This window comes from Amycolatopsis sp. Hca4 (genome assembly GCF_013364075.1).
Lineage (GTDB): Bacteria > Actinomycetota > Actinomycetes > Mycobacteriales > Pseudonocardiaceae > Amycolatopsis.
Map to the genome: position 1 here is coordinate 925,764 of NZ_CP054925.1, position 23,132 is coordinate 948,895.

Annotated in this window: 22 protein-coding genes; 9 read left to right on the forward strand and 13 right to left on the reverse strand. The window is 72.9% G+C overall.

Features of this window, described 5'->3' with window-relative positions:
- Positions 1-92: 92 nt before the first annotated feature.
- The 4 genes from HUT10_RS03755 to HUT10_RS03770 form a co-directional block, all read right to left on the reverse strand.
- Positions 93-1,136: a LacI family DNA-binding transcriptional regulator gene (locus HUT10_RS03755; RefSeq protein WP_176169874.1), complete on the reverse strand. Its 1,044-nt coding sequence runs from the start codon at positions 1,134-1,136 to the stop codon at positions 93-95.
- 278 nt (positions 1,137-1,414) lie between these two features.
- Positions 1,415-2,386 (reverse strand): endonuclease/exonuclease/phosphatase family protein, encoded by a 972-nt coding sequence (locus HUT10_RS03760; protein ID WP_176169875.1) that lies wholly within the window; start codon positions 2,384-2,386, stop codon positions 1,415-1,417.
- The gene (locus tag HUT10_RS03765) at positions 2,383-3,306 is read right to left on the reverse strand and encodes a D-alanyl-D-alanine carboxypeptidase family protein (protein ID WP_176169876.1); all 924 of its coding nucleotides are present in this window, start codon (positions 3,304-3,306) and stop codon (positions 2,383-2,385) included. The genes HUT10_RS03760 and HUT10_RS03765 overlap by 4 nt, the downstream gene beginning before the upstream one ends.
- A gap of 149 nt (positions 3,307-3,455) precedes the next feature.
- Positions 3,456-3,710 (reverse strand): hypothetical protein, encoded by a 255-nt coding sequence (locus tag HUT10_RS03770; RefSeq protein ID WP_176169877.1) that lies wholly within the window; start codon positions 3,708-3,710, stop codon positions 3,456-3,458.
- Between the two features lie 229 nt (positions 3,711-3,939).
- On the opposite strand from HUT10_RS03770, the gene HUT10_RS03775 reads away from it, so the two are divergent.
- Positions 3,940-5,025, forward strand: a complete 1,086-nt coding sequence (locus HUT10_RS03775) for a right-handed parallel beta-helix repeat-containing protein (RefSeq protein ID WP_254896667.1) — start codon at positions 3,940-3,942, stop codon at positions 5,023-5,025.
- Between the two features lie 4 nt (positions 5,026-5,029).
- Here HUT10_RS03775 and HUT10_RS03780 read toward each other — a convergent pair whose 3' ends face one another.
- The gene (locus tag HUT10_RS03780) at positions 5,030-5,824 is read right to left on the reverse strand and encodes an SDR family NAD(P)-dependent oxidoreductase (RefSeq protein ID WP_176169878.1); all 795 of its coding nucleotides are present in this window, start codon (positions 5,822-5,824) and stop codon (positions 5,030-5,032) included.
- Positions 5,825-6,042: 218 nt separating this feature from the next.
- Between HUT10_RS03780 and HUT10_RS03785 the strand changes: the two genes are divergently transcribed.
- Together HUT10_RS03785 and HUT10_RS03790 are read left to right on the forward strand one after the other, a co-directional pair.
- Positions 6,043-6,660 (forward strand): LysE family transporter, encoded by a 618-nt coding sequence (locus HUT10_RS03785; RefSeq protein WP_176169879.1) that lies wholly within the window; start codon positions 6,043-6,045, stop codon positions 6,658-6,660.
- Between the two features lie 111 nt (positions 6,661-6,771).
- Positions 6,772-7,470, forward strand: coding sequence for a DUF6008 family protein (locus HUT10_RS03790; RefSeq protein WP_176169880.1), 699 nt, complete (start codon positions 6,772-6,774; stop codon positions 7,468-7,470).
- Here HUT10_RS03790 and HUT10_RS03795 read toward each other — a convergent pair.
- The 3 genes from HUT10_RS03795 to HUT10_RS03805 all read right to left on the reverse strand — a co-directional run bounded on the left by HUT10_RS03795 (position 7,451) and on the right by HUT10_RS03805 (position 13,271).
- Positions 7,451-11,551 (reverse strand): beta-galactosidase, encoded by a 4,101-nt coding sequence (locus HUT10_RS03795; protein WP_176169881.1) that lies wholly within the window; start codon positions 11,549-11,551, stop codon positions 7,451-7,453. The genes HUT10_RS03790 and HUT10_RS03795 overlap by 20 nt on opposite strands.
- Positions 11,552-11,718: 167 nt before the next feature.
- The gene (locus tag HUT10_RS03800; RefSeq protein WP_176177658.1) at positions 11,719-12,762 is read right to left on the reverse strand and encodes a LacI family DNA-binding transcriptional regulator; all 1,044 of its coding nucleotides are present in this window, start codon (positions 12,760-12,762) and stop codon (positions 11,719-11,721) included.
- 212 nt (positions 12,763-12,974) lie between these two features.
- Complete coding sequence (locus HUT10_RS03805; RefSeq protein ID WP_176169882.1) at positions 12,975-13,271, reverse strand: hypothetical protein; 297 nt, start codon at positions 13,269-13,271, stop codon at positions 12,975-12,977.
- Positions 13,272-13,376: 105 nt separating this feature from the next.
- Here HUT10_RS03805 and HUT10_RS03810 point away from each other — a divergent pair, with 105 nt between their 5' ends.
- Both HUT10_RS03810 and HUT10_RS03815 read left to right on the forward strand, forming a co-directional pair.
- Positions 13,377-13,946, forward strand: a complete 570-nt coding sequence (locus HUT10_RS03810; protein WP_176169883.1) for an RNA polymerase sigma factor — start codon at positions 13,377-13,379, stop codon at positions 13,944-13,946.
- A complete protein-coding gene (locus tag HUT10_RS03815; protein ID WP_176169884.1) occupies positions 13,943-15,061 on the forward strand; it encodes a CU044_5270 family protein in 1,119 nt (372 codons plus the stop codon). Before HUT10_RS03810 ends, HUT10_RS03815 begins: the two co-directional genes overlap by 4 nt.
- A 147-nt stretch (positions 15,062-15,208) precedes the next feature.
- On the opposite strand, the gene HUT10_RS03820 is transcribed toward HUT10_RS03815, so the two are convergent.
- Positions 15,209-15,859: a metalloregulator ArsR/SmtB family transcription factor gene (locus HUT10_RS03820; protein WP_176169885.1), complete on the reverse strand. Its 651-nt coding sequence runs from the start codon at positions 15,857-15,859 to the stop codon at positions 15,209-15,211.
- 120 nt (positions 15,860-15,979) lie between these two features.
- Between HUT10_RS03820 and folE the strand changes: the two genes are divergently transcribed.
- Positions 15,980-16,567, forward strand: a complete 588-nt coding sequence (gene folE / locus HUT10_RS03825) for a GTP cyclohydrolase I FolE (RefSeq protein ID WP_217709740.1) — start codon at positions 15,980-15,982, stop codon at positions 16,565-16,567.
- 50 nt (positions 16,568-16,617) lie between these two features.
- On the opposite strand, the gene HUT10_RS03830 is transcribed toward folE, so the two are convergent.
- The 4 genes from HUT10_RS03830 to HUT10_RS03845 all read right to left on the reverse strand — a co-directional run bounded on the left by HUT10_RS03830 (position 16,618) and on the right by HUT10_RS03845 (position 19,917).
- Positions 16,618-17,088: a hypothetical protein gene (locus HUT10_RS03830; protein WP_254896668.1), complete on the reverse strand. Its 471-nt coding sequence runs from the start codon at positions 17,086-17,088 to the stop codon at positions 16,618-16,620.
- 89 nt (positions 17,089-17,177) lie between these two features.
- Positions 17,178-17,837 carry a response regulator transcription factor gene (locus HUT10_RS03835; RefSeq protein ID WP_176169887.1) on the reverse strand — a complete coding sequence of 220 codons (660 nt, stop codon included), beginning with the start codon at positions 17,835-17,837 and terminating at the stop codon, positions 17,178-17,180.
- Positions 17,834-19,342: a GAF domain-containing sensor histidine kinase gene (locus HUT10_RS03840; protein ID WP_176177660.1), complete on the reverse strand. Its 1,509-nt coding sequence runs from the start codon at positions 19,340-19,342 to the stop codon at positions 17,834-17,836. The genes HUT10_RS03835 and HUT10_RS03840 overlap by 4 nt, the downstream gene beginning before the upstream one ends.
- A gap of 167 nt (positions 19,343-19,509) precedes the next feature.
- Positions 19,510-19,917, reverse strand: coding sequence for a pyridoxamine 5'-phosphate oxidase family protein (locus tag HUT10_RS03845; protein WP_176169888.1), 408 nt, complete (start codon positions 19,915-19,917; stop codon positions 19,510-19,512).
- Positions 19,918-20,158: 241 nt separating this feature from the next.
- On the opposite strand from HUT10_RS03845, the gene HUT10_RS03850 reads away from it, so the two are divergent.
- From HUT10_RS03850 to HUT10_RS51765, 3 genes are all read left to right on the forward strand, one after another.
- Positions 20,159-20,773 (forward strand): sigma-70 family RNA polymerase sigma factor, encoded by a 615-nt coding sequence (locus tag HUT10_RS03850; protein ID WP_176169889.1) that lies wholly within the window; start codon positions 20,159-20,161, stop codon positions 20,771-20,773.
- A gap of 478 nt (positions 20,774-21,251) precedes the next feature.
- Positions 21,252-22,682 (forward strand): DUF1996 domain-containing protein, encoded by a 1,431-nt coding sequence (locus HUT10_RS03855; RefSeq protein ID WP_176169890.1) that lies wholly within the window; start codon positions 21,252-21,254, stop codon positions 22,680-22,682.
- A 279-nt stretch (positions 22,683-22,961) separates the two neighbouring features.
- Positions 22,962-23,096, forward strand: a complete 135-nt coding sequence (locus HUT10_RS51765) for a hypothetical protein (protein ID WP_268747407.1) — start codon at positions 22,962-22,964, stop codon at positions 23,094-23,096.
- Positions 23,097-23,132: the final 36 nt, after the last annotated feature.

Sequence of the window (23,132 nt, forward strand, 5' to 3'; positions counted from 1 at the left end):
GTGGGGGAACTCGGTGGAGCAATTGCGTGGAACAAATTGCGTGTTAGCGCTAACAATCCCTCGGGACCGCAGGGTCCGCGCCGGCCGCCGCGCTACCGCGGTCCGGTGCTCTCGCGCACGATCAACTCGGGGACGACCAGGGCGCGCGCGCGCCGGTCGCCTCCGTCCATCCGCCCGGCCAGCAGGCCGAACGTACGCCGTCCGACTTCGATGAAGTCCTGGCGCACCGTCGTCAGCGGCGGCGTGAAGTACGCCGCCTCGGGGACGTCGTCGAAGCCCGCCACGCGCACGTCCCGCGGCACCGAGATGCCCGCTTCGGCGAAGGCGCGCAGCAGGCCCAGTGCCATCTGGTCGTTGCCGGCGAAGACGGCGTCCAGATCCTTTTCCCCGGCGAGGGATCGCCCCGCCTCGTACCCCGACCGCGAACTCCAGTCGCCGCGGATCACCCGCGGGGCCCCGACGCCGTGGCGTTCCAGGGTTTCCCGCCAGCCGAGCTCGCGGTCGCGGGCTTCCAGCCAGTCTTCCGGCCCGGCGATGTGCCACACCGTGCGGTGGCCCAGCGCCAGCAGGTGCTCGGTGGCGCGGCGGGCGCCGTCGCGCTGGTCGACGGAGATGACCGGCACCGGTGCCGCCTCCCCGCCGCCGACCGCGACGACCGGGAAGTCCGCGGGCGCGGCTTCCAGCGCCCGCCCCGCGCTGACGTGCGGCGCGATCACGATGACGCCCTCGACCGCCTGGCGGCGCAGGTTCTCCACCGCGTCGGCGATCGACGACCGGCCGGGGCGGCTGACGCTCGAGATCGTGATCGCGTACCCGGCTTCCCGGGCGGCGTTCTCGATGCCGTACAGCGTGCTGGCCGGACCGTACAGATTGGACTCGAGTGCGACGACGCCGAGCGTGCCGGTCCGCCCGGTGACCAGCGCGCGGGCCGCGGAATTGGGCCGGTAGCCCAGTTCTTCGATGGCCGCGAGCACCCGGGCCCGGGTCTCGGGGCGCACCGGACCGGTCCCGTTGATCACCCGGGACACGGTCATGTGGGACACGCCGGCCACGCCCGCGACGTCGGTCAGGCTGGGCTGCCGCGTCCCGGCCGAAGTGGCCTTCAGGGGGCCGCCGGAGCGGGGTCGTTCGGCCACCGGCGTCCCCTTTCGTCCGCGTCGACATGGTCGGCATCACCTGTTCCGGTGACGACGAGGAGTTAGTGTTAGCGATAACACCCACGGGGTCAACCCCGGGCCGCGTAACGGTCTAGTCACATGGTCTTCACATCGGCCCGACGACGAATTCGACGGCCCGACCTGCGCGGAGCGTCGTCCGAAATTCACCGCCCGTCAGCACGGCCCGGTGTTCAACGGCATGTTCGCCGCTCACCCGGGCCGTCTACCACACGCTTCGGCCGGCTCCCCCACACGGGTCAGAACGCGATCGTGGCGGCGACGGGCAGGTGGTCGCTGCCGGTCGCGGGCAGCGTCCAGGCCGCCACCGGCCGCACGCCGCCGACGAAGATCTGGTCGATGCGGGCCAGGGGCAGCCCGGCCGGCCAGCTGAAGCCGAAGCCGTCGCCGGCCACGTCCTGCGCGGCTCGCAGCCTGCCGGTGATCGGCGCGAGCGCACGATCGTCCGCCGTGCCGTTGAAATCGCCGACGAGCACGGTCCGCGGCGCGGATTCCGCGGCGACGGCGTCGGCGAGCAGCCGCATCGCCGCGTCGCGGCCGTTCGCGGTGAACCCCGCGTCGAGCCGCACGCGGACCGACGGCAGGTGCGCGACGAACACCACCACCGACCCCTTCGGAGTGTCCACTGTGGTCTGCAGCGCGCGAGTCCACGGCATGATCGCCACCGGCCGGGTGTCCCGCAGCGGGAAGCTGCTCCAGACTCCGACCGTGCCCTCGACCTCGTGGTACGGGTAGGCCGCGGCGAGGGCGTCCGCGTACTTCGGCACCTCGGACCTCTTCAGCTCCTCGAGCGCGATCACCTGCGCACCCGAAGCGGCCAGGGCCCGCGCGGTGCCCGCGGGGTCCGGGTTCTCGTCGTTGACGTTGTGCGAGACGATCGTGAGGTCCCCGCCGGGCTCGCGCCGGTCGAACAGCCGGCTGCCGAACATCCCGCCCCAGGCCAGTGCGGGCAGCAGGAGGACGACGAGGGCGAGCGCCGAGCGGCGGACCAGCGCCGCGGCCAGCAGCGGCAGGACGAGCAGACCGGTCCAGGGCAGGAACGTCTCCAGCAGGCTGCCGGCGTTGCCCGGCCAGTTGGGCACCAGCGGGTGCGCGAGGAGCAGCAGGGCCGTCAGGACGGCGAAGGCGGCGATGACCCGCCCGCGGCGCCAGGTCCCGGCCCACCGGCGCGGCCCGGCCGGGACCACCGGCAGCTCGGTCGTGGCCGTCATCGGGTGGCCGCCGGCAGCTCACGCCGGATCGCGGCGATGAGCTTCGCGCTGTTCTCGAGCGCGGCCCGCAGCCCGGCGGACGGCGTCCCACCCGGGCTCTGGTGGAGGACGACGCCGAGGATCAGGGCCCCGTTGCCCGCCTGGGCGGCCCACATCAGGGCCCCGCCGGCGGCGGTCGACGAGCCGGTCTTCAACCCGATCACGCCGTCGCGGCCGAGCAGGGTGTTCGTGTTGACGACCGCACCCGGGACACCGTCGATCCGCAGGCTCGGGGTGGCGACGATCGCGCGGACGACGGGGTTCTTCATCACCTCGCGGGCCAGCCGCAGCTGGTCGGTGGCGGTGCTGGTGGTCGAGTCCTCGACCCCGCTGGCGCCGGTGTAGGTCGTGCTGGTCATGCCCAGCGCCGCGGCCTCGCGGTTCATCTTCGCGACGAAGGCCTCCTGGCTGCCCGCGTCCCACCGGGCGAGCAGCCGGGCGACGTTGTTCCCCGAGGGGACGAGCATCAGGGCGAGCAGGTCCCGCTCGCTCAGCCGCCGTCCCGCCCGCACCGGCGCGCTCGACTCCTCGGCCGAGGTGGACTCGGCTTCGGCCTGCTGGTCGACGGTGATTTCGGGACCGGACTCCCCGGGCCCGAGCGGGTGGTCCTTGAGCACGACGTAGGCGGTCATCACCTTCGTGACGCTGGCGATCGGCACCGGCCGCTGCTCACCGCGGCTGCCGAGCGACCCGAGGTTCTGGACCTCGGCGCTGGCTTGCCCCTCCGCGGGCCACGGCAGCGGGAGGTCGACGGCGGGCCGTCCGGCCAGCGCCCGCCCGGCGATCTCGGGCGGGAAGACCACCCAGCAGGCGGCGGCGAGCCCCACGGCCACCGCGGCGGCAACCCCCGCGGTGACGGGCGGGATGCGGGTACGGGCCATCGGTCTCCTCCGGGTGACGGGTGCGCTCGGTGCCGCGCACTCCGGTCACTCTGTCCGGAGAAGATCGCCGGTTCGTCGGGGGTGTTCGACAGGTGTGAACCAGAAATGTCCCGATCCTGTACCAAGCCCGCCCGCCGCCGCGGGCCGGGTCAGGTCCTCGAGCGCTGGATGCAGTCGAGGCCGACGCCGAGTGAGGTGAGGACGTACTGGCAGATGTGCGACGAGTGCGCCTCGTCGGTCTGCGTGCAGGCGACCGGCACGCCGAGCAGGTCCACCGAGCAGTACGCGTAGAACTGCGTCGAGCTGCCCGGCACCTGGTCTGCCGACGCCGGCGCGGCCGCGGCGACCACCGCGGAAACCGTGAGTGCCGCGGCCGTGGCCCAAGAAGCGATCCGGGTGTTCATCGTGTTCTCCTTCCGCGGAGCTTTCCCCTGCGTGTCAAGGGGTTCACCGGGGAGAATGCCCTCGCCGCGCCGGCTTCAGCGGTCGATCACCGGAAAGTGTCACGCCCACCGCGTTCACGGATGTGACCACAATTCACCCCGTTGACGCGCCTGGGGGCGGTGACCTATAAAGGGGAACGTCCGGGTGTTCGCCGCACACCTCCGCAGTTCCGCTTTCCGGAGGTCATCGGTGTCCCCACGTTCGCTGTCCCGCAGCGCCGTTTTCCGCTGCGCTGTCGGTGTTCCCGCCACGATCGCCGTCGTCGTCGCCCTCGGCGGCCCGGCCCGGGCCGCGGGGCCTGCCCGGTTCGTCGACGTCGCCACGGCCGCCCAGCTCCGGACCGCACTGGCCGGCGCCGTCCCCGGGCAGGCGATCCGGCTCGCGGCCGGCACCTACCGCGGTTCGTTCGTCACCACGAAACCCGGCACGGCGGCCGAGCCGATCACCCTGTCCGGCCCGGCGGACGCCGTGCTGATCAACGACGGGCCCGCCGGCGAGGCGCCCGGCTGCCCGGTACCGACGGCAGGCTGGGACTCCGGCTACGGGCTGTGGCTCTCCGGTGCGCCGTACTGGACCCTGCGCGGGTTCACCGTGCAGGAGTCCAAGAAGGGCATCGTGGTGGACGCGTCCCCGCACACCACGATCGACGGTGTCACCGTGCACCACATCGACGAGGAGGCCGTGCACTTCCGCCGCTCGTCGGCCGACAGCGTGCTGGAGAACTCCACGATCACCCACACCGGCCTCGTGCAGCCCGGCTACGGCGAAGGCGTGTACCTCGGCTCGGCCGGCTCGAACTGGGGCTGCCACGGCAACTCCGGCGGCGCCGACCGCGGCGACCGGATCCAGGTGCTCGGCAACCACATCGGCCCGTTCATCGCGGCCGAGCCGATCGACGTCAAGGAGGGCACGTCCGGCGGCCTCATCCGCGGCAACACCTTCGACGGCCGCGGGATCACCGGCGAGAACTCGGCGGACTCCTGGATCGACGTCAAGGGCACCGGCTACACGATCGAAGGCAACACGGGCACCTTCGCCCCGCCCGGCACGTTCGCCAACGGCTACGAGAACCACAACCCGAGCACGAACCCCTCGTTCCCCAACGGCTGCGGGAACGTCTGGCGCGCCAACCGGTCCGACCTCGGCGGCGTGGGCGCCTACGCGATCAAGATCAGCTCGGTGTCGAAGTGCGCGGCGAACCCGAACGTCGTGTACGCCTCGAACACCGTCACGAACGCCCGCTCGGGGCTGACGAACATCCCGGTCACGCCGTGAGGGCTCAGGGCACGATCGCGTCGACGTAGCCGCCGTCGACGCGGACGGCCGCGCCGGTGGTCGCCGAGGCGAACGGGGAACTCAAGTACACCACCATGTGGGCGATCTCCTCCGGCTCGATCAGCCGCTGCAGGAGCGACTGCGGGCGGTGCTTCCTCATGAACTCGCGCTGGGCCTCGTCCCACGGCAGGTCCTTGTCCACCAGCTCGTACACGAAGTCCTCCACGCCGCCGGTGTGGGTCGGGCCGGCGATCACGGCGTTGACCGTGACGCCGGTTCCGGCCGCGTGCTTGGCGAACCCGCGGGACACGCCCAGCAGCGCCGTCTTCGACACTCCATAGTGGATCATCTCGGCCGGGATGACGATCGCGGAATCGCTGGCGATGTACTGGATCCGGCCCCAGCCGCGGTCGGTCATGCCCGGCAGGTAGGCGCGGGTGAGGCGGACCGCGGCCAGGACGTTGACCTCGAAGTAGTGCCGCCACTCGGCGTCGGTGATGTCGAGTGGCTCCTTGGGGCCGAAGATGCCGAGGTTGTTGACCAGGATGTCGGTGTCCGGCACCTCTTCGACCACCTGGGCCGCGCCCGCCTCCTCGGAGACGTCGCCCGGCGCCGGCAGGAACTCCGCGTCCGGCACCTGCTCGCGCAGCCGCGCGATGGCCTTGAGGACACCGGTCTCGCTGCGGCCGTTGATCGCGACCCGCGCGCCCGCCGCCGCCAGGCCCGCCGCGATCGCCGCGCCGATGCCCTGGGTGGAGCCGGTGACCAGCGCCGTCTTCCCGCTCAGGTCGACCCGCATGGTGAAAGCCCTCTCTCGCTCGCGTGCCTCCCCGGGCCGATTCAAGCACAGCTCGCCCGCGCCCACCGGCTGGAAAACCCGGTTGTCCTCCCCCGGCGCCGGCGTCACGATCTGCGCATGACGACGTATCGCACCCCGCTCCTGCCGACCGCCGCCGCGACCACCGCGCCGGTCCGGCAGCAGCCCGGCCGTCCGCGGGGGTCGATCGTTCCCGCGCCGTGAGCGCGGCGCTGCTCGCCGGCCTCGTCGCCGGCTACGGCATCGCGATCCCGGTCGGCGCCGTGGGGACGTACCTGGTCGCCCTCACCGCCCGCACGTCCCTGCGCACCGGCCTGGCCGCCGCACTCGGGGTCGCCACCGCCGACGGGGTGTACGCGCTGGTCGCCGTGCTCGGCGGCGCCGCGATCGCGGGCGTGATCGCCCCGGTCGCCGGGCCGCTGCGGCTGCTGTCGGCGGCCGTCCTGCTCGTGCTCGCGGCCCTCGGCGCGGTGCGCGCGATCCGGTCCCACCGCGCGCCGGCCGCCCGGCCGGTGACGCCGCTCGCGCCCGGCCGCGCCTACGTCAGCCTGCTCGGCATCACGCTGGTCAACCCGGCCACCGTCGTCTACTTCACCGCGCTGGTGGTCGGCGGCCGCGCCGGCACGGCCGTCCCCGTGCTCGACCAAGCGGTGTTCGTGCTCGCCGCGTTCGCCGCGTCGGCCAGCTGGCAAGCCGCACTCGCCGGAGGCGGAGCACTGCTCGGACGGGTCCTCACCGGTCGGCGGGGCCGGCTGGCGACAGCGCTCGTGTCGAGCGCGGTGATCGCCGCGCTGGCCGTCCGCCTTGTCCTCTCCTGAGCCGAAAACCGTTGCGGTGTAACGGTTTGTCCGGTTCCCGGGCGCACGCCGGAAGACGTCCGGCGGCGTGGTCGCCGCTTAGCGTCGGGGGGACGGACACGGGAGGCGGCCATGGCGATGCCGATGTCGGGATGGGACACCGCGGGCGCGGTGCTGCTGGTGCTCTGGGCACTGGCCATGTGGACGGCGGTGGGTGTCCTGGCCTACGCCGACCGCGGACCGGTGCGGCCCTGGGTGCACCGGGGTGCGCTCGTGGTGATCGGCTTCGGCGTCCTCGGGCAGCTCGGGCACGTCCAGGAGCACATCGCCCAGGTCGCGTACTGGCTCGGTCACCCGAACGCACCGGCCTGGATGACGCCGTGGGGCAGCGGCCTGGCCGCGGGTCTCCAGATGGTGCTGCCGGGCCGGCCCACGTTCGGGATGGAACTGCTGCACCTGACCGGGAACTTCCTCTTCCTGGCCGGCCTGGCGGGGGTCATGGTGATCACCCGCCGCGCGCGGAGCACGCGCACCCGCCGCTGGGCGCGGATGGGCGTCTGGATGCAGGGCCTGCACGGCCTGGAGCACCTGGTCCTGACGCTGTCGGTCGCGTTCGGGGCGCCACGGGCGATCGGGCTGTCCACGTTCTTCGGGCTCGTGGACCCGGGGCCGGGGCTGACCACCTACCGCGTCTGGTGGCACTTCGGCGCGAACGTCGCCGGCTCGGTGGTCTTCGGGCTCGCGCTGTACCACCTGTGGCGCGAACGGCGGCAGATCCGCGCCGGCTTCGTGCTCCGGCCGGCGCCGGCGATCACCGCGCGGGCGGCGTGACGCAGGTCAGCGTCGGCAGCGCCCAGTCCGCGTGGTCGTTGCCGTTGCCGTCGCCGCCGTCGCCCACCAGGAGGTCGAGCACCTGGGCGCCGGTGACGTCGACGTCGATCGGGACCGCCTGCTGCCCGCCGCGGACCACCGGGGTGGTCACCTTGGTCACCCCGTCGGCCGAGACGCTGAACGTCACGCTGCCGCCGGTGCCGGTTTCGCCGTCGACGCCCACCGACGCCGTCAGCCGGGTGCACGAGCCCGCCAGGTAGAGCTGGACGTCGCTCGCCGCGTGGGCGCCGAGCCCCTTGGCGTAGGAGACGCCGCCGATGGTCATCGGCCTGCCGTCGCCCGCGCTCGCTTCGCCGTTGCTCGTGTCGCGCTCGACCGGGCCCCAGCCGTTCGTGGCGGTGAGGAACGGCAGCGAGCTGACCGCGACCTGGCCCGCCGGCGGTGCCGGGGGTACCGCGCCGACGATCCGTTCCCCGGTCACCGAACCCGCGCGGCCCGCCTGCCGGTAGGCCACCGCGACCTCCAGCGCCGCGGTATCCACAGTGGCGGGCGGGGTCACCGTCCAGGAGAACGTGGCCGACCTCCCGCCGTCGAGGCGCGGGACCGAAGCCGGCGCCGCCGCCCCGACCGCCCACCCGGCGGGTGCGGTCAGCGTGGGCCTGACGTCGAACGCCGTCGGCGCACCCGCCGGCACGGACACGGTCGCCGACGCGGTGAACGCCTGCCCGGCCGAGGCGGTGTCCGGCGCGGTGAGCGCCACCCCGGCGGTCGGCGCGGGCGGCATCGCGTACCGCACCGGGTCGTAGCCGGGCGAGGCGTTCGGCCGGACGGTCAGCGGCGAGCGGTAGCTGCCGTAGTTCGTCCACTCGAGCTTGCCGAGCCCGCCCGTGCTGCCGTCGAGGTTCCACACCGCGACCGCGATCGTGTTGTGCCCGTTCGGGTTCAGCACGCCGTTCGGGATCGGGAAACTGTGCTGCGGCCCGAGGTAGTTGACGTACTGGCCGAGCTGCCAGCCGTTGACGAACAGCAGCGCGCGGTACTGCCGCGCCGGGTCGTCGGTGATCGTCAGGCCGAGCGAGGTGTCCTGGCCGCGCGGCAGGTCGAGGTCGGCGGTGGTGCGGTACCACGAGACGCCGGGCGTGGTGTCCTTCGACGGCAGCGACGCCGGTGCCCAGCCGCGGTCCGGGAAGCCGGGCAGCGACCAGCCCGCGCGCTCGCCGTACAGCCCGCCGGTGTTGAGCGGCCCGCGGACCTGGTCAAGGCCGGTCTCGCCGCCGCGGACACCCTGCAGCCGCCAGGTCACCGACGTCAGCGGGGTGCCGGTCAGCCGGGCCGCGGTGAGCCCGCGGGCGGCCTTGTTCCCGTTGCCGGCGCCGTAGTCCTCCTCGTGGCCCATGTTCACGGTCAGCACGAAAATCTCGTTGTCGCCCTGGCGCAGCGCACTGGCCGGGAAGCCGAACGTGTGCTGCGGGCTGGTCGAGCTGCCCAGGAAGACGCCGTTGAGCCACGCCGAGAACGCGCCCGCCGGGCCGCCGCTCTGGCTCGACAGCGTGATGCCCGTTTGCTTGCCGTCACCGGTGAAGTGCCCGCGGTACCAGGTGTTGCCGGTGTGGAAGCCGTAGTCGTCGGCGAACAGGACGGGTTTCGTGCCGAGCGCGGTCGAGCTGTTGGTGGTGTCCTTGTCGGCCACCGGCCACGCCGCATCGTCGAAGCCCGGCCGGCTTTCCGGGGACTCCTGCTGGTGCTTCCAGCCCGTCAGCGCGGGCAGCGTGACGGCCTTCGCGGTCGGCGCGGTCCCGGTGAGGCCGCCGCCGGCGGTCGGCTTGACCGGCACCCGGGAACCGTTCCACGTCACGGTGTTCGCGGTGCCGAAGACCTCGAACGTGCCGTCGGTGCCGGTGTCGCCGGTCAGCGCCAGGGTTCCGTACTGCTCGGCCGCGGTCCGGACCAGGTGGGTGCCGCGGACCAGCACCGGCCCGGCCGCGGTGTCCTGCCGCCAGAACGTCGCCGCCGTGGCCTTGTCCGCCAGCAGCAGGAGCAGCGGCCGCGCGCCCGGCGCGGTGACGAGCACGCGGGTCAGCCCGTCGTGGGTGTAGTTCAGCCGCAGGTCGCCGCGGGCGGCGTCCCAGGTGCTCGTCGCGGCGCCGCCGAGGACCTGTACGGCCGGCTGCTTCGCGAACCGCAGGACCGTCTCGCCCGGTCCGCCCTGGTCCCCGTAGAGCACCGCGATGTCCCGGTTGCCGATGGCGGCGGACGTCATGACCTCCGACGTCGAGTACTGCATCCGCGTGGCGCCGAGGTCGTAGCCGGCGACCAGGATCTTCGACTGCCGCCCGTTCAGCGTGATGCCGGTGCCGGGCTGCTGCGGCACGACCGGGTAGTAGTCCGCGCTGCCGGACAGCAGGTCGACGGCGTCCACCACGACGAAGGACCCGGTGGCGGCGGTGTTCTTCTGCCCGGAGACGACGATCTTCAGCGTGTGCGCCCCGGCGGGCAGGCCGCGGACCTCGTAGCCGGTGATCTGGTTCTGCTTGCTCGCCGCGTAGAGGTCGGCGGAGGCGACCTTCGCGTCGTCGAGGTAGACGTCGGCGACGCCGTGGTTGCCGTCCTTCGACGTCACCCAGCGGATCCCGGTGCCGGTGAAGGGGATGCTGACGCTGTCGCCGGTGGTGTCGGAGAAGGACTCCGTGTGCTGGTAGTCCCCACCCGTGTAGTCGACCTCGGGACCGACGTGGCTCCACGTGCCGCTGTAGGCGACCTCGGCGGCGCGGTCGTCGTAGGTGTAGCCGGCGTGCGCGGCGAGGTCGAGCGCGACGCTCGTGGTGTTGGTGGCGGTGGACGTCGAGTCGCTGTGGCGCAGGGTGTGGAACTGCGTGCGGGTGTCGGGGTTGATCCGGGCGGTGTCGGTGAGCGCCGGGTCGGTCAGCGGCGCGGCGGCCAGCCCGTCGGTCTTGGTCAGCGGGGCGACGGACTGGGTGAAGTAGCCGATCAGCTTGTCCTCGTGGTACTTCGGGTCGAACTGGCGGCCTTCGGTGATCGCCGCGCCGTAGTCGTAGGAGGTGTAGTTCTGCGGGATCGCGCTCCAGCCCCACGACGTGCCGCCGTGCAGCATGTAGAAGCTCTGGCCGGTCGCGCCGACGGCGATGTTCTGCTTGTAGAAGACGTTCGCGAACTGGTCGTTGATCAGCTGGGCGCACTTCTCGTAGCCCGGGCCGCCCCACGGGTCGAAGGCGCCGCCCTGGAACTCGGCGGTGATCAGCGGCTTGCCGGGGACGTGGTCGTAGCTGATGTCCGGCACGCCGTTCCAGCGCGTCGGGTTCGAGCAGTCGAAGCCCTGCGGGTAGGAGTCGGCGGCGTCGACGTCGAGCGCGGCGGCGCCGGCGTTGAACGTGCCGTTGTTGTTGCCGACGAGCGGGACGGTGATGCCGTCGGCGCGGGCCTTGTCCTCCAGGTGCTGCATGTAGGCGCGGCCGTCGGCGTTGCCGTTGTAGTACTCGTTTTCGACCTGGTAGGCCAACACGCTGCCGGTGCCGTCGGTGAGCTGGTGGCGGGCGATGATCCGGTCGATCTGCGTCTGCCACTCGTCGGAGTAGGCGAGGTAGACCGGGTCGGCGCTGCGGGTGTGGCCGGGCGTGGTGGACAGCCAGGTCGGGAAGCCGCCGCCGTCGACCTCGGCGTTGATGTAGGGCCCGGGCCGCGCGATGACGTACAGGCCGGCCTGCTGGGCCATGTCCAGGAGCCGGTCGAGGTCGCGGACGCCGGTGAAGTCGTAGACGCCCTGCTTCGGCGAGTGGTAGCCCCAGTCGAAGTACAGCGAGGTGGCGTTGAAGCCGGCCGCCTTCATCTTCTGGAAGATGTCGAGCCACAGGTCGGGGCTGGGCAGGCGGTAGGAGTGGAACTCGCCGGACCACAGGTAGGTGCGGTTCCCGTCGACCAGGAAGGAGTAGCCGTCGTAGGTGACGCTGTGCGCCGGCTTCGGTGCCGCGGCCGCGGCCGCCGGAACGGCGATGCCGGCCAGGGCGAGGAGCCCCGCGAGGGCCGCGAAGAACGTCCGGAAAAGGGCACGGCGGACCGGGCGCATGCGGGGCCTCCTGGGACGGCGACGGACCAGAATCGAACACGATCCTTTGCCGACTCCACAGAAGTGGTCAAGAAGCAACACCGAGATGGATCAGTGCCGACGTCGTGTTAACGCTAGCAATGTCCGGAAACAGACAGCCGACCAGCCACGGAACGCCACAGCCGGGATCAGCGGGGGCGGGTGCTCTCCCGGATGACCAGCTCGGCCGGCACGAGGTGCCGGGCCCCGGCGTCGCCGCCCGCCATCCGCTCTTCCAGAAGACCGAACGTGCGGCGGCCGACCTCGATGAAGTCCTGGCGCACCGTCGTCAGCGGCGGGGTGAAGTATTCCGCCTCCGGCACGTCGTCGAAGCCGGCGACGTGCACGTCCTCCGGTACCCGGATGCCCGCCTCGGTGAACGCCCGCAGCAGGCCGAGCGCCATCTGGTCGTTGGCCGAGAACACCGCCTTGAGCCCGCGCCTGCCGACCAGCGCCCGGCCGGCCTCGTAGCCCGACCGCGGGCTCCAGTCGCCCCGGACCACAGCCGGGACGCGCAGGCCGCGGGCCTCCAGGGTCTCGCGCCAGCCGCGCTCGCGGTCGCGGGCTTCCAGCCAGTCCTCCGGACCGGCCAGGTGCCAGACCGTCCGGTGGCCCAGTGACAGCAGGTGCTCGGTGACGAGGCGGGCGCCGTCGTACTGGTCGACCGAGAGCACCGGCACCGGCGCGGCCTCGCCACCGCCGACCGCCACCAGCGGGATGTCCGAGGGCGCCGCCGCCAGCGCCCGCCCGGCGGTGACATGCGGGGCGATCACGACGATGCCCTCCACCGCCTGGCGCCGCAGGCTCTCCACCGCGTCCCCGATCGACGTGCGGCCCGGCCGGCTGACGCTGCAGATGGCGACGCCGTAACCGGCCTCCCGGGCGGCGTTTTCGATGCCGTAGAGGGTGCTCGCCGGCCCGTAGAGGTTGGACTCGAGCGCGACCACGCCGAGCGTCCCCGAACGGCCGGTGACCAGCGCCCGCGCGGCGGTGTTGGGCCGGTACCCGAGCTTCTGCACGGCGGCGAGGACCCGCTCGCGGGTCTCCGGGCGCACCGGCCCGCTCTCGTTGACCACCCGCGAAACGGTCATGTGCGAGACACCGGCCATGCCGGCGACGTCGGCCAGGCTCGGCTGCCGCGGCCCCGGCGGAGAGGTCCTCGTCTGCTCCCCCGGCTTCGCCCGGTCCACCACCCTGGCCCCCTCCACGTCGTACCGTCTCACCCCCGAGACGGTACCGCCGAACCAGCGCTTTCCGGACGTCCCGCGCCGCGTCGGAACCACCCGAGCGGACGAGAAAGGGCTTTCACCGCCGCGATGCCGCGCCGGAGGTCTCCGCCGGGGTCGTGGCGGTCACCGGACTCGCCTTCCCGCAGTGGTCTGAGCCACCGTCGAAGCCCGCCGGGTCACGTCCGCGGTGCCGGGTGAACGGAAGCGCACGAACGTGGGCCCGGCCGGCATGCCGGTCCGCGCGGTGACGACGGCGTGGCCCCCGGCTCGTCGTCCCCGGGCAGGCGCGTCTCGCGGAGCCGTTCCGGCGGTGCCGCGGTCGCCGTCGTCGCCACGCTCGTGGTCAGCACCGGAACGGCCGGGGCCGGCGGCCCGGCCGGGTCCGGTGGCCGGACCGCCGCGGCCGCCAGCAGCGTCGCCGCCACGGCGGCGGAGCAGGTTCCGGCGACCAGGATCGCGGTTGCCCTGTGCATACCGGCTGTTGTCCGCAGGCGGCTCTCCCGTTCCGCGGATGTGGCGTGCGTCTCATCCCGGCGAGCGAACGGGGACGCGGGCGGCGGACCCCGACAACCAGTAGCGTGACCAGAATCGTCGAACGGCTGGACCGGCCCGACCTCGCCGCACGGGATCCCCGGGAGATCTTCGCGCGGCTCTTCGACGAGTACGCCCCTCCCCTGCGCGGCTACCTCGCGGGCCGGGTGGGCGTGCACGTCGCCGACGACCTCGTGGCGGAGACGTTCGTCGTCGCGCTGCGAAGACGGGCGAGCTACGACCCGGAGCGGGCCCCGGTCCGCGGCTGGCTCTACGGCATCGCCACCAACCTCCTGCGCAACCACGTGCGCCAGGAGGTCCGCGGGTTCCAGCTGACCGCGAGGGCCGGCGTCGAGGACCGCCCGGCCGAAAACCACGACGCCGCGGTCGCCGGCCGGGTCGACGCGGCCGCTCGGCTGCGCGTGCTCGCCGCCGAGCTCGCCGCACTGTCCGAACAGGACCGCGACGTGCTGCTGCTGACGTCCTGGGCCGGTCTCGAACCGGCCGAAGTCGCCGAGGCGCTCGGCGTGCCCGCGAGCACGGTGCGCTCGCGCCTGCACCGCGTCCGCCACCGGCTCCAAGCCCTGCTCGTCCCCACCGAGGAGAACCCGAAATGAACGAGCTCGACGACACCCTCGAGCTGCTCCACCGCGAAGCCCGCACCGCGCCGGCCAACCTGTCCGCGGCCCGCGCCCGGCTGCTGGCCGAGCTCGACACCGGCACCGTGCTCCCCCTGCGCCCGAAGCGCGTCCGCCGGTTCGCGCTGCCGGTCGCGGCCACTGTGGCCGGGGTGGTCGCGGTGACGGTGGTGCTCGCCCAGCAGCGCCCGACCGCTCCGGCACCCGGGCCGGCCGCGGCACCGCCGGTCGCGGCACCGCCGTCCGGCTCGACGACGAAGCCGGCGACCCCGGACATTCGGCTCATGTCCGCGGTCCAGGTGCTGACCCGCGCGGCGGACCTGACCGTCGGCGCGGCCGACCAGCCGGTCGGGCCCGGGCAGTTCCGCCTGGTCGCCGAGCACACGTGGGTGCAGCGCGGCGTCCAGACCGGCGACACCACGGGCTACACCTACCTGTGGGAGCAGGAGGTCGACCGCTGGATCCCGGCGGACGAGCACGACCTCTGGCAGGAGACCCGCAGGATCCTGCGGACCGGGAAGTTCCTCGGCGGTTCGGTGCCGCAGGCGCAGGCCCCGGAGCCGGAGGTCACCGACACCGACCAGGGCCAGTGGCAGGGCCGCTGCGGCGACTTCTTCCCGAAGGCCAAGCCGCCGAAGAAGTGCGGCGACGCGACGGACTGGGACAGCGCGGCGTTCTACGCGGCGCTGCCCCACGACCCGGCGGCGCTCTACGCGAGGCTGCAGCAGCTGACGAAGGGCCGCGGCTCGACGCCATCGGTGATGTTCCACTTCGGCGTCGAAATCCTCCGCGCGGGCCGGATGCCGGCGCAGCTGCGGGCGCAGTGGTACCGGGCGCTGGCGAAGATCCCGGGCATCAAGGTGCTGGCGGCCGAAGCCAACCTCGACGGCCGGACGGGCATCGCACTCGGCCTGGACGACCGCCACGAGATCCGCCAGCTGATCATCGACCCGGCGACCGGGGCGTTCATCGGCGAGCGCACGATCGCGGGGGCCGAGCCGGAGCAGCCCTGGCTCGAGCCGGGCACGGAACTGGGCGCGAGCGCGATCACGACCGCGGTGGTCGGGCGGCTCGGCGAGGTGCCGCCGAAGTAGCGGACCCCGCTCCCGGGGCGGCCTTCGGCTGGTTCGAAGCCCGCCCCGGGAGCGTCCGACGCCGGGCACGATGACCACCGCGGTCGCCGGACAGCTCGGTGAGGTGCCCGAACCAGCGCATCGCGCCCCCGGGGCGGCCTGAGTCCCTCAGTCCGCGGCCAAGCGGACGCAGCACGTGCCCGGCCGCGGGTCCGGCCGGGCGCGCAAGCTCTTCTCCCCCACCCCGGCGAGCATGCCTTCGACCAAGCCCAGGTTCATCTCGCACACCAGCCGCCGGTGGGCCCGGGCGAGCGCGTCGAACGGGCAGTTCGCGAGCACCACCGAGCCGTCTTCCGCGCGCGGCTCGAAGCCGGTTTCCTCCAGCGTGCTCACTATGTCCCGGCCGCCCGCGGCCAGGTCGGCGCCGTGTGCGCGGGCACGTGCGGTGAGGATTTCCCGCGGTGAGCCGCCGGTTTCGCCGGCCTCCTCCACCGCCGCCGCCAGCAGGTGGCCGGCGAGCTCGTACTGCCGCTCGGGCAGGGAAAAGCTCACCTGCCTGCCCGAGCGCCGGTACAGCTTCGCCGGGCGGCCCGCCCCGGGCCCGGTCCGGCCCGTCCGGCGCTCGTGACCGACCTCCAGGAGCTGCTCGTCCACCAGGCGGTCGAGGTGGAACGCGACCGTCGCACGGGGTACACCGAGAGCAGCGGCCACGTCGTCCCGGCTCACCGGCTCCGGGCGGCGGACCACGTACTCGTACAACCGGCGCCGGGTCGGCTCGTCGAGCGCTGCGGCCGCGGCCAGCGCCTGGGGGTGCTGCATCACCGCATTCTAAAACAAATGAGTGTTGACGAAAACCCCGGCTGGCTTCTAACGTCGGTTCGTCTTGATTTTAGAAGGAGGCCCCCCGTGACCGTCGAACCCGTCAGCGCACCGGTCCCGTTGCGGCACCTCGGTGTCGTCCCCGACCGCGACGCCGTCGACCTGCGCGCGGCCGAGCGTGCGGTTGCCGACCTGTTGCGGGCCCTCGGCAAGGACCCGACGTCGGAGCACCTGGGCGACACGCCGCGGCGGGTCGCCCACGCCTACGCGGAAATGCTGCGGCCCCGCGACTTCCGGCTCACGACCTTCCCCAACGACGAGGGCTACGACGAGCTCGTGCTGGCGAAGAGCATCCCGGTGCAGTCGCTGTGCGAGCACCACCTGCTGCCCTTCCGCGGCGTCGCGCACGTCGGCTACCTGCCCGGCGAGCGGATCCTCGGACTGTCCAAGCTGGCCCGGGTCGTCGAGATGTTCGCGCGCGACCTGCAGGTGCAGGAACGGCTGACCAAGCAGGTCGCCGACTGGCTGCAGGAACAGCTGTCGCCCAAGGGCGTCGGCGTCGTGATCGAGGCCGAGCACCTGTGCATGTCGCTGCGCGGCGTGCGCGCGAGCGGCGCGCAGACCGTGACGTCGTCGCTGCACGGCCTGCTCCGGGAGGAGCCCAAGACGCGGCAGGAGTTCTTCGCGCTCACCGGCGTGAGCGCCTGACGAGCCGGTCGACGGTGGACGGACCGGCCGGTCCGTCCACCGAGGACGCCTCAGTCCTCCCGGCGGTGCCGGCCGCGCCGGACACCCGCCAGCGCGCGGACCCGGGTCGCCAGGTCGCCGCGGCGTTCGCGGCGGGCGTACTCCAGCAAAGCCTCCGCCTGGTCCCGCGGCAGCCAGCCGCGGTCCGCGCCCACCTCCAGGCGCAGCAGGTGCGTCACCAGCTCGCGCGAATCCTCGTCGTGCTCGCCCGCGAGCTCGGCGAACCGGCGGGCCGCCTCCACCTCGCCGTCGCACCACGCCGTCATCGCCAGCAGCGTCGCCGTGGCGGTCATGATGTCGCCGCGGTGGACGCCTCCCTCCGCCGCCAGGTGCTCCGCCAGCTGGAAGCTGCGCGTGCCGACGCCGCCGGCCCCTTCCCGGCGCACCGCGTCCGCGAGTGCCCGGATCTGCCCCGTGACGTAGTCCTGCGTGATGCAGTCCCCGCCCGACAACCCCGCCATGTCGTCCCCTCTGCCGCGCACGCGAACTCGTGCGTCACCCGACAGGTGTACTCCATCCGGGACTGGATACGTCGGACGCCCCACCGGTTTCGGCCGAACAGGCGGAAAAGTCAGCTCGATCGTCCGGGCTCGGCCCGCCGCTGGGACATGTACACCGCCGCCGACGTGCGCCGTTCGACGCCGAGCTTGTGCAGCACCGACGAGACGTAGTTCTTCACCGTCTTCTCGGCCAGGAACAGCCGCTCGGCGATCTGCCGGTTGGTCAGGCCCTCCGCCACCAGGTCCAGCACCCGCCGTTCCTGCGGGCTCAGCTGCTCGTAGCGCGGGTCGGGGGCCGCGACGTTCTCGCCGCGCAGCTTGTTCATCACCGACGCGGTGAGCGTGGCGTCCAGCAGCGAGCCGCCGGCGGCGACCGTGCGGACCGCCTCGATCAGCGACCGCCCGGACACCTGCTTCAGCATGTACCCGGCCGCACCGGCCATGATCGCGCCGAACAGCGCCTCGTCGTCCGAATAGGACGTCAGCATCAGGCAGGCGGGCGGCGGGTCCACGGTGGACCGGATCTCCCGGCACACCCCCACCCCCTCGCCGTCGGGCAGCCGCACGTCGAGGACGGCCACGTCCGGGCGCGCCTGCGGGATCCGCACCAGCGCCTCGGCCGCCGTCCCCGCCTCCCCGACCACCTCGATGTCGGGCTCGGGCTCGAAGACGGTCTTCAGCCCGGTCCGGACCAGCTCGTGGTCGTCCAGCAGGAACACCGCGATCGTCATCGTCTGCTCTCCTCACCGGTCATCGCCGGCAGTTCCGCCGTCCATTCCAGCCGCGACCCGCCCTCTTCGCCCGCCGCCAGCACGCAGTGGCCGCTCCAGCGGGCCGCGCGCGAAGCGAGGTTGGCCAGGCCGCTGATCCGGCCCGCCTCCGCCGGCGGGCCGGTCCCGTCGTCGCGCACCACCAGCGTCAGCCGGCGGCTCAGCCCGCCGTGCTGGGTGACGGTGACCTCGACCGACGACGACTTCGCCGCCGCGTGCCGGGCCACGTTCGTCAGCGCTTCCCGCAGCGTCGCGATCAGGTCGGAGCGGACCGCGTCCGGCACCGCGGCGTCGAGCGGCCCGTCGAAGCCGACGCGGGGCTCGAAGCCGAGCGCGTCCCGGGCGTCCACCGCCACCCGCAGCAGCTCGGCGCGGAGGCTGCCCTGGGCCTGCGCGGGCGCCTGCAGCGAGAAGATGCTGTTGCGGATCTCGCGGATCGTGCCGTCGAGGTCCTGGGCGAACCCGGCCACGCGCGCGGCGACCCCGGCGTCGGCGATCAGCCTGCTCACCCCCTCCAGGCCGAGCCCGGTCGCGAACAGCCGCTGGATGACCAGGTCGTGCAGGTCGCGGGCGATCCGGTCGCGGTCGGAGAACACCGCGAGCTGCTGGCGCGCCTCCTGCGCCCGGGAGAACTCGACGGCCAGTGCGGCGTGCCCGGCGAAGGTCTCGGCCAGCTGGACGTCGGAGTCGGTGAACGGCGAGCGGTCGCGGAACTTGGCCACCACCAGCACCCCGAGCGTCTCCTCGCCGACGATCAGCGGCACCGAGATCGCCGAGTCCAGGTCCTTGACCATCGCCGGGATCGGTCCGGGGTGGTTGCGCTGCTGCTCCTGCACGCGCTCGCCGTAGTCGCGCACCACCACCGGGTGCCGGGTGGCGAAGGCCATGCCGGTGGCGGTGCCCTCGATCGGCACGGTCATCCCGGTGAGCCGGTCGGCGTCCTCGCCCGGCGGTTCGACGACGTCGAACACGAGCCGGCCGGGGTCGTCGGGGCGGGCGATCGCGCCGGCCGTGCCACCGGCGACGACCCGGGCGCGTTCGGCGACCAGCCGCAGCGTGGCCCGCAGGTCCTGGGCCGAGAGCAGGGCCCGGGTGACGTCGTAGGAGGCTTCGAGCCAGCGTTCGCGGCGGCGCATCTGGTCGACGAGCAGGGCCTTCTCGACGGCCATGCCGGTGGCCGCGGTGAGCGCGCCGAGCACCTCGCGTTCGCGACGGCCGAACTCCGCGCCGTCGGCGGGCTCCACGGCCAGTGTCCCGAACGTCGCCGAGCCCGCGCGGACCGGCAGCTCGACCACACCGGGCCCGAACGCGCCACGGCCGTAGTCGGCGGTGCCGGTCTCGGCCAGGTCCAGCCGGCCGCGCCGGGCGCCGAGCAGCTCGCACGTCGCCGTCACCGCGCGGTGCAGCAGCGGCGGCAGCTCCAGCTCGCGGGCGATCCCGCCCACCGCGGCGAGGATCGCCGGCATGCTGATTTCGTCCGCCACTTCCCGTCGACCCCGCTGGCTTCCGACCGAATCCCGGGACTGCCCCGGGCCGTCAAGGGTGCCACAGGTCACTGCCCGTGTCGGCCCAATCCGGTTCCTCCATCCGGTGGGTCGATGGCGGGCGGCCCGCCGTTACGGCAATCGGGTCATCACTCCGCGTGGCACGCGATCCGGTGACCGCTGATGGTCTCCGCCGGGACGCGCAGGAACCGGTGGCCGGTCCGGACCGGCTCCCGGCACGGGCAGGGCACCTCGCCGAGCTCCGGTGCCGGGGCCTCGATGGCGCGGCCCAGCAGGCTGACGTACCAGCCGGCGCCGGTGTCGGCGGCGAACTCGTCGGCTTCGAAGGCCACGACGGCGTCGCGCGCGCCCGCGTAGAGGGGGCTGCCGGGCGGGACGGCGAACACCACGGCGTCGTCGACGACCGCGAAACGCACCGGACGCACCGCCGGCATCGCCCGATGGGTGTAGATCACCCGGCCGAGGCTCGCCGTCCGCAGCAAGGCCAGGCACTGCTGCCGGTCCAGCAGCAGCCCGAAGCCCACGTCGTCCACCATCACGTCCCTGTGTTTCTCCCGTGAAATCCCCGGCCACCAGGGTGATCGGTGCCCGCGGGGCGCCGATAGGGCCGTTCGGCCCGGCCGCGGCGCCGCCGGCGGCACCGCACATCGGGACCGTGCTGTCCAGGGCCGGAAGACCCGGCTCGGGACGGTCCCCCGGCCGGTGTGGTGGCCACGCGGAGTGACCTAGCGTCGTGACCGTTCGTTGCCGAGTCGCGAGAAAAGGGGGTGCGGACCGATGCCGCCGCAGTCCGCCAAGGGTGGTGCCACGCCCACGGCGACGTTCTCGCTCGACCCGGCGCTCGTCGTCGCGGCGGTGCAGGGCAACCGCACCGCGGTGGCCGGGCTGCTGCGCGCGCTGCGGCCGGTGGTGTTCCGCTACTGCCTCGGCCGGCTGCGCACGTGGCAGGACGGTTCCTCCGACGCCGAGGACTGCGCCCAGGACGTGCTGCTGGCGATCGTCCGCGCACTGCCGGGCTACCGCCACGGCCCCGACGGCTTCGTGCCGTTCGTGTTCGGCATCGCCGCGCACAAGGTGTCCGACTTCCACCGCCGCCGCGCCCGCGACCGCACCAGCCCGGTCGCCGAGCTCCCGCCCGGCGCCTCGGGCGGCCCGGATCCGACGGGCGACGAGGTCGAGCGCTCCGCGGCACTGGACTGGTCGTCCGGGCTGCTCGACACGCTTCCCGCGCGCCAGCGCGAAATCCTGGTGCTCCGGATCATCCTCGGCATGACGGCGGAGGAGACCGCGGCCGCGGTCGGCCTGGGGAGCGCGGGTGCGGTCCGGGTCGCCCAGCACCGCGCGCTCGCGACCCTGCGGCGCAGCCTGCTCGCGCACAAAGAGGCGTCCTGACGCGCACCGTTGCCGGAAAACCGGCGGCCGCCATTCCCGCATTTCACGGCAATTCACGACACACCCGCGCTGCGGGCATTCGACCGGTCTCACCCGGGGATACGGATGCCGGTTCACTTCGGTTCAAAGTTTTTTCCACGAGCCGGTCGAGCAGGGAAAATCCCCAGGTCACGGCCGACTTCCGCTACGGAGACGCGAACCCGGCCTGACGGTTCGTAATCGTCGAAAAGAACTTCTTGCCCGGTGTCAAACGCCCGTGTAGGTTCCATAACGGAACGATAACCAGCCGGTTGACGGCGCGGCCACGGGCAGGTGGGCGCGCGGCCACTGATGTCGGGTCAGTGGACCAGCCGGATTTCGTTCCTGCCGACACATCCCGCACGCACCTGCTAGAACCCCGCCTGTCCGGGACGAGCCTGGGCTCGTACCCGTGCAGTGTCGCGCGTTCCCGCCAGCCCGGCACCCGGAGGATTCACCCATGTCCCGCACCCAAGGACGGCATCGCCTTTCCCGCCGGACGAAGATCGCGACCGGCGGTCTCGCCCTCGCCATCGCCGTCGGCGGCATCGTCGTCGCGACGACCACCGGCAACACCGGTGAGGCCAGCGCCGACGAAGCGAACCCCGCGTTCTTCGTCGACATCCTGAAGGTCCAGCCGAACCAGTTCGACCCGCGCCCGGTCTACGGCGCGTCGACCGGAACGTTCACCGTCGACTGCGGCCGCAACGAAAACCAGCACTTCAACCCGGACAACTTCATCGCCCAGCCCGGCGTCCGCAACGGCGCCCAGCACCTGCACGACTACGTCGGCAACCTCTCCACCAACGCCGACTCGAACAACAAGAGCCTCCTCAAGGCCGGCACCACCTGCCGCAACGGCGACAAGTCCGCCTACTTCTGGCCCGTGGTCCGCATCGACACCGGCGAAGAGGAGAAGAACGAACCCGCCAAGAAGCCCGACGGCGACCGCGCGCAGTCCGACCGCGAGGCCAAGACCGTCCAGGTGGCGTGCCCGGACGTCGCCAGCAAGCTGCCGGACATCCCGGACCAGGCGATGTCCGAAGTGGACAACAACCTGGACCAGCTCGACGGCCAGGCCGACGAAGCCAACCAGCGCATCGCCGCGACGCAGGGCCAGGGCGGCCAGGACTTCGTGCGCAACGCGATCCTCAACCCGCTCAAGGACCGGCGTGCGGCGATCATCGACCGGATCGCCATCGCGATCGGCCGGTTCGCGCCGAAGCCGGGCGACCTCGGCGGGCTCGCGCCGTGCTCGACGAAGCCGGGCAAGGACACCGGCTCGCCGACGCCCCCGCCGAGCACCACGGCCGGCGGCGCGCTGCCCGGCCAGGACGAGAACAACGAGCTGCCCGGCAACGACGGCAAGATCCTGCGCCCGCAGCGGGTGCAGATCACCTTCCGCGGCAGCCCGGTCGGGAAGGTCGTGGCGATGCCGCGCTTCCTGCGCGTGCTCTACGGCGACGCCAAGCAGAGCACCAACGGCCCGGCCAACGCCAAGGCGAGCTGGACCTGCACCGGCTTCGAAAACCGCGTCACCGACAAGTACCCGATCTGCCCGCCGAACAGCAAGGTCAAGCGCGTCCACACGTTCCCGAGCTGCTGGGACGGCAAGAACACCGACAGCGCCAACCACCGCACGCACATCGTGTTCCCGGACCAGTTCGGCCGGTGCGCCAAGGGGTTCAAGGCGGTGCCGCAGCTGCAGATCTCGCTGACCTACGACATCCCGCGGGACATCCAGCTCAAGAAGCAGTACAAAGTGGACGCTTTCCCGCAGGAGAAGCACAACCCGCTGTCCGACCACGACGACTTCGCCAACGTGATGTCGCAGCGGATCATGAACGGACTGGTGAACTGCGTGAACCGCGGCCGGACCTGCCGGGCGTGACCTGAACACCGGCGGCGCACCCGGGGAAGGTGCGCCGCCGGGTTGCCGGCAACCCCTGATCGACCGTGAAGGCCTCCCCGCCGGTGTCCCCGGCGGGGAGGCCTTTCGCCGTCGCGGCCCGTGCGTCCCTCCGGCGCCGCCCGTGAGGAACGCACGGGCCGGGTGTGCGCACCGCAGTCCAGAAGACGTCACGGTGCACGCCCGGAGCCCATATTTGTTCACGTCACCCCGACCCGGTGGCGCCACCGGGAAACACTCCACATCCCTTCAGGAGGAACCATGATCTCGACCTTCGAGCGCCCCTCGGCCGTCGTCGTCCACAACCGCGCCGTGGTCCACAACCGCGCGGTCGTCCACAACCGCGCCGTCGTCCACAACCGCGCCGTCGTGCACAACCGCGCTTCCGCCAAGTAGTCACGGCCCAGCCGACGGCGTGCCGCGGCCCCGCTC

Excerpts from the sequence above, each read along its gene's own strand:
- HUT10_RS03760 (WP_176169875.1), bottom strand. The coding sequence starts at position 2,386 with ATGACGGCCACGACCGAGCTGCCGGTGGTCCCGGCCGGGCCGCGCCGG.
- HUT10_RS03765 (WP_176169876.1), bottom strand. The coding sequence starts at position 3,306 with ATGGCCCGTACCCGCATCCCGCCCGTCACCGCGGGGGTTGCCGCCGCG.
- HUT10_RS03770 (WP_176169877.1), bottom strand. The coding sequence starts at position 3,710 with ATGAACACCCGGATCGCTTCTTGGGCCACGGCCGCGGCACTCACGGTT.
- HUT10_RS03780 (WP_176169878.1), bottom strand. The coding sequence starts at position 5,824 with ATGCGGGTCGACCTGAGCGGGAAGACGGCGCTGGTCACCGGCTCCACC.
- HUT10_RS03790 (WP_176169880.1), top strand. The coding sequence starts at position 6,772 with ATGGCGATGCCGATGTCGGGATGGGACACCGCGGGCGCGGTGCTGCTG.
- HUT10_RS03795 (WP_176169881.1), bottom strand. The coding sequence starts at position 11,551 with ATGCGCCCGGTCCGCCGTGCCCTTTTCCGGACGTTCTTCGCGGCCCTC.
- HUT10_RS03805 (WP_176169882.1), bottom strand. The coding sequence starts at position 13,271 with ATGCACAGGGCAACCGCGATCCTGGTCGCCGGAACCTGCTCCGCCGCC.
- HUT10_RS03815 (WP_176169884.1), top strand. The coding sequence starts at position 13,943 with ATGAACGAGCTCGACGACACCCTCGAGCTGCTCCACCGCGAAGCCCGC.
- HUT10_RS03820 (WP_176169885.1), bottom strand. The coding sequence starts at position 15,859 with ATGCAGCACCCCCAGGCGCTGGCCGCGGCCGCAGCGCTCGACGAGCCG.
- HUT10_RS03835 (WP_176169887.1), bottom strand. The coding sequence starts at position 17,837 with ATGACGATCGCGGTGTTCCTGCTGGACGACCACGAGCTGGTCCGGACC.
- HUT10_RS03840 (WP_176177660.1), bottom strand. The coding sequence starts at position 19,342 with ATGCCGGCGATCCTCGCCGCGGTGGGCGGGATCGCCCGCGAGCTGGAG.
- HUT10_RS03845 (WP_176169888.1), bottom strand. The coding sequence starts at position 19,917 with ATGGTGGACGACGTGGGCTTCGGGCTGCTGCTGGACCGGCAGCAGTGC.
- HUT10_RS03850 (WP_176169889.1), top strand. The coding sequence starts at position 20,159 with ATGCCGCCGCAGTCCGCCAAGGGTGGTGCCACGCCCACGGCGACGTTC.
- HUT10_RS03855 (WP_176169890.1), top strand. The coding sequence starts at position 21,252 with ATGTCCCGCACCCAAGGACGGCATCGCCTTTCCCGCCGGACGAAGATC.
- HUT10_RS51765 (WP_268747407.1), top strand. The coding sequence starts at position 22,962 with ATGATCTCGACCTTCGAGCGCCCCTCGGCCGTCGTCGTCCACAACCGC.